This window comes from Campylobacter sp. BCW_6877 (assembly GCF_001762445.1).
In the GTDB taxonomy this organism is placed as follows: Bacteria; Campylobacterota; Campylobacteria; order Campylobacterales; family Campylobacteraceae; genus Campylobacter_D; species Campylobacter_D jejuni.
This window is the reverse complement of the sequence record NZ_MJWW01000048.1, coordinates 1-4,967: the sequence shown is the minus strand read 5'-3', so window position 1 is coordinate 4,967 and position 4,967 is coordinate 1. Positions and strand designations below refer to the sequence as shown.

The following is a 4,967-nucleotide window of genomic DNA, read 5'->3' as shown; positions in this document are numbered from 1 at the left end:
TTTTATAGTATTATCTTGATCTAATTCTCCAAAGTAAAAAGGATTATTAGGAAGTTCATTTGAGCCTGTAAGGAGGGTGGAGTTTAGGAAGATTTTTATATCTAAACTTTTAAAATCTATTTGATATTTTTCTTCTATGTCCTTTATATCCAAAACACTTCTATCTTTTGCAAAAATATCACAATGATTATCATAAATATGGATCAAATTTGACATAGAGATGAAAGAAGTATTGTTAGAATTATCTTGCAAATCTTGTAAATTTACTTTATCTAAGAATATGATTTTTATATTATTTGTCTTTAATACTATGGTATTGGTATTTTTATCATAAAATTGCTCTATGTTAAATACTTCGTTTAAAATTAAATTAACATCATTTTCCTTAGTATTAAAGCTTTGATTATTTAGATTATCTTGTAAGGAAATTTCTTTATTTAAATAGTCTTGGATATCTTTTATTTTTTCATTTCTTTTTTCTTTTAAAGTATTGATAGATTTATAAAGCCTTTTTCTAGCATCAAGATAGGTATCATTGAGCTTTTCTTTATCTAGGATGAAGATTTTTGTGAAAGTAGAATTATAGCCTATAACACTGCTATTTAAAAAAGTTTCATTATTTTCTTTATAAAATACATATTCTTTGCAAACATAAAGAGCTCTTAAAAGTGAAATATCAGATTCGATATTAATCTCATCTATATCTTTTAAATCTAAATGTTTTATATAAAAATTCTTATCTTTTTGCATTAGATTAAAAATAGCACTAACAAGACTTTTTGTTTTTTTCGTATGATGATAGTTTAGTTCATAAAGAAAAGTATTTAACATTAATATCCCTGAAAATCTCTAAAAAATTCTTCCCATCCATAAAAAAATGTAATGACGGCTCATCATCTTTAATTCTAGATTGTTTTAACAATTCTTCACATATATCTTCTATAGAAATTAAAACAAGAATCCATTTTAAATTAGTGGCTTTTTTAGCAAAACCAAAAACACTTTCTGCAGATTTTTTTGAACCATCAAATTTAAAATTAAGTTGCAACTTAAAATAATCTAATTTCAAAGCTATAATTTCATTAGGCTTTATATGCGTTCCAAACTTTTGAAATATTTCTTCAGAGTCATCTAAATCAATGGTGTATATTTTGTAAATTTCTGCATTTAGCAGCTTTGAAAATTCTTCATTCCCTTTTAATAAATTTTCTATTAAGTTTTTAAATCCTCGCGCTTGGATTGGAGTTAGTGTATAAACGCTATTATAATCTAATTCTTTGAATATCACACTAAAATCCAAAGGAGCGTTTTGTATTTGTAAATAAAGCTGAGTTGTATTTTTTTGACTCTTTATATTGTTGGGAAACAATTCTTTAACCTCATAAGGAGTATCTTCCTTAAAAGCTATAGAATTATCTTTTAAAATAATATTATTTTTAAGCTCTTGTGTTATTGGAATCAGCTTAATATTTTTTAGATTAGCATCAAAGATATTAAAATTGTATCCCAAAATTTCAATTCCATCATCAAATTTATTTCCTATATAATTTGTATATTTTGTATATTCATTTTCATATACTCCCATGGCATTATAGGTGTATAAAGCTTTAACACTTTGTGGAAAAGACAAAACAAAAAGCTGTGCCAAATATCCACCAAAACAATGTCCAGTAACAATAAGTTTATCATTACCTAAAAAATGCCTGACTTTATCATCGTAAAATTTTAATAATTGCAAATAATATTCCAGAGGAACTTGAGATCTGAAAATTTGTGCACCGGCTTTTATACTATCCCAAAAAGAAAAACTAAATTGAAAAATATCTATACCTCTAAATGCAAGAATTAATTCATTATCTTTAGTATCTTTAAAAAGCGTAGCAGAAAAGCTTGTATCATCATCTTGAATAAAGGCTAATACTTCATAGCGATTTATAAATTCATTAGCATTATCTTCGTCAAAACTAATATTATAAGTATCTAACACAAGCATAGAACTTTGGGTTATGGCTTGGAAGTATGTGGGAGAATTAATGTTATTTTCTTTTAACATTTCTATATCCTGTTTTGTATAATATTGTGTTTGATTTTTCAACCCCCATTTTTTATCTTCTTTTCCAAACATACCCTCATTTAAACCTGTAGAATAACTAGCCCAGCACATTCTAGCATATTTATAAAGTTTCATATATTTGGCTTGTTTTTCATACATTAGTAGCCTCTTTTTTCTTGTAATTCTTTATATTTTTGAATATCATAGCATATCATTTTTCTTTTGTATTTAGCAAACATACCTATGTCAAGCCAAGAGTATGTATTGTCTATTTTATATTCTTGTATTGTATTTTTGCCGTCCTTATAGTACCATAAAATAATAATTTTTTTTATTCTAAAATCTACATATTGCTCTGTTATGTTGAATAAAATATCCTTGTTTATTTTTTTATAATTATCCCAAAGACTTATAATATTTTTTGCATCATAAATAACCGCCTTAGAATCAGCCTTCTCACACAAACTCTCAAATTCTTTAAAACTACTTTGCCATTCAAGAGGTACAAAAGAGTATCCAAACCAAAGAAGCATGAATAATGGATAAGGTAAAAATAAATAAAACTTTTTAATTTTTTTATCAATATTAAAAATTTTAAAGACAAGATAAAAGACAAGCTTTAAAAATAAATATACCCATATAGTAGAAAGTATAAACAAGCTAATCCATCCAAAGAAAGGAAAAGGGAAAAAGGTTAAAAGAGTTAAATAAGTAATATTATAAAAAGTTAAGATGACAAGAAAAAGATAAAATAAAGCTTGTTTTATATTTTTAAAGAATTGTTTTTTTAAATCATTTGAATTTTCTTTATTGTTAAAATAATGATAGAGCTTGTTTTTCATATATTTTTATCCCATATTACTTTGATTATTATCTTTAGTATCTTCAAACAAAATAGCACTAAAGCCACTTAAAGTGTTAGACTAATGTTTTAAAAGTTTAAATCTATTTATAAAATCAATGATTCTTTTACTAAGTGTATCATTTAACCCCACCCTACTAATATCATTATCCAATGTTATTTCTTTACTATCAAAACAAGTATTTATAAGAGAAATACAATATTTAGGTTCTATTTTAACTATTTTATTTTGTTCAAAACGAGCTTGTATAGCTCTTGCATAGGTAGAATTTTGATTATTATGTTTATCACCTAGTCTTTGGGTATCTAAATCTTTTTCTAATTCCTTTTCTTGTTTATCAATAATAACACCTGTAAAAACTGGATCTAATAAAGCATAACTAGCATCTGCACAATTAGCATAGTCTAGAAATTTAGTGATTAAGTCTAATTTAGCTTCTTGTGTTTTAATGTTTTTGCTCATTTATATCCTTACTTAAAATTATCAAAATAGCTACAAGTGAATACTTCTTCATATCTAAAATATAATCCAGAGCCCTCATCGCCTCTTAAGAATACACCATCATTTTCATATTTATATCTTATATATGTAGCAAAAGGCTTGGGCATTTTTTTATATTTTTTATCATATACTATGGTTATAATATTGCCATTTCGTTTCTCGGATTTTATCGTATCTTTTATATCATAATAAGTAAATGTTTCATTAAGTTTTTCATAATAAAAATATTCATAACCATCATCCTTAACTCGTTTTTCTATAGAAGGCTTTTTTTTGTAAAATCGCTATACAATTCCCAATAAGCTTTATTGTAAATTATTACTTTATTATCTATATCTTTACACAAGCTCTTAAACTCATAATACTGCGGATCCATATATTTATAAGAACAGCCTCCTGTTAAGAATAATAAAAGATATACAGGCAAAAGAAATAAAGTAAGTTTTTTAAATATTGTTTTAAAATTTATAGTTTTTGTTTTATTTTTTAATTTATAAAAAATTTTAAAGATAAAATATAAAATAATAGAAAATATAAAAACAAAAAAGAAAAATATAAGAATAAATATTAAAAGATTAACAAAGAATTCTAGCATTTATTAATTCCTCTTAATTTTCTCTGTTTTTTCATAAGACAATTTGTAGTGTTGGGCTGATGAAATTTAATCTCATATCTTTGAGAAAAATTTCTAGCTTGTAATTCTCTAAAATCTCCATTTAGTTTCACATAAAAAATAAAGAATCATCTATAACCAAATATCCATTATATTCATCATGTAATGCTTTAAAATAGTCCAATTTTTCTAATTCACTCTTATCTTTAAAAAATCTAGTTTTAGATATTTTAAATCCTAAAGCTTTTTGTCCTTCAGTATAAACAAAATTAAAATAACTAGCTTACACAAATTCTGTATAATCTTTTAAATTGTTGATTTATTCCTTATATTATTATTGATAAAGATTACCACAAGCGAGCCCATCCTCTATAAACTCAAAATTCATATTACCCTCATTGCCTTCTAACACATACCTTCTAGTATTCCAATATGGACTTATATGCATATCAACAATCTTGTGTAAAGACATTTGCATATTTTTTGTTTTTAGTACAATATTATCCATCTCTATCTTTTCTTGAAAATTTGAAGGAGTTTTGAAGTATCATCGTAATATATAAAGCCACATTTCTATCCTACTATATTTTTTTACATGTCGAAAATCATCTATGCCGCCTAACTTTTTATCAAAATACCCTAGAATCTTATTATACTTTAGGAAGTTCATTTAACTTACACATATTCCTAAATTGCCAATAACTAGGCTCTAAATAATAAGAATAAGGAGTATAATAAAAGATAATTAAGCCTATACTTCCAAGAAAGACTAAAAACTTTGAAACGCTTTTTGTAGATTTAAAGATGATTTTATAAATAAATTTTAATATAAGATAAGAAAGAATAGTAGAAATTATAATAAGAAGTAATATATATGTCATGGGTTATCTCCTTAGATTCTCTATTTTATTAAAATTAAGATGTAATTTTGTGGTTT

At 24.5% G+C, this 4,967-nt stretch carries 5 protein-coding genes; all 5 read right to left on the bottom strand.

Annotated elements, in window-relative coordinates; translation table 11 throughout:
• Positions 1–831 (bottom strand): hypothetical protein (locus AJ936_RS10615; protein WP_250540948.1); only part of this gene is annotated, 831 nt, incomplete at its 3' end.
• The gene (locus AJ936_RS06815) at positions 809–2,212 is read right to left on the bottom strand and encodes a hypothetical protein (protein WP_070274234.1); all 1,404 of its coding nucleotides are present in this window, start codon (positions 2,210–2,212) and stop codon (positions 809–811) included. The genes AJ936_RS10615 and AJ936_RS06815, both read right to left, overlap by 23 nt.
• Entirely contained in the window at positions 2,212–2,586 is a 375-nt protein-coding gene (locus tag AJ936_RS10385) for a hypothetical protein (RefSeq protein WP_171822125.1), read from the bottom strand. The genes AJ936_RS06815 and AJ936_RS10385 overlap by 1 nt, the downstream gene beginning before the upstream one ends.
• A gap of 390 nt (positions 2,587–2,976) precedes the next feature.
• Complete coding sequence (locus AJ936_RS06805) at positions 2,977–3,378, bottom strand: hypothetical protein (protein WP_044779697.1); 402 nt, start codon at positions 3,376–3,378, stop codon at positions 2,977–2,979.
• A gap of 986 nt (positions 3,379–4,364) precedes the next feature.
• On the bottom strand, positions 4,365–4,538 hold the full coding sequence (locus tag AJ936_RS10380) for a hypothetical protein (protein ID WP_153882527.1): 174 nt from the start codon (positions 4,536–4,538) through the stop codon (positions 4,365–4,367).
• Positions 4,539–4,967: the final 429 nt, after the last annotated feature.

Coding starts and splice junctions, on each gene's coding strand:
- AJ936_RS10380 (WP_153882527.1), bottom strand. CDS start 4,538: ATGGATAATATTGTACTAAAAACAAAAAATATGCAAATGTCTTTACAC.
- AJ936_RS06805 (WP_044779697.1), bottom strand. CDS start 3,378: ATGAGCAAAAACATTAAAACACAAGAAGCTAAATTAGACTTAATCACT.
- AJ936_RS10385 (WP_171822125.1), bottom strand. CDS start 2,586: ATGCTTCTTTGGTTTGGATACTCTTTTGTACCTCTTGAATGGCAAAGT.
- AJ936_RS06815 (WP_070274234.1), bottom strand. CDS start 2,212: ATGTATGAAAAACAAGCCAAATATATGAAACTTTATAAATATGCTAGA.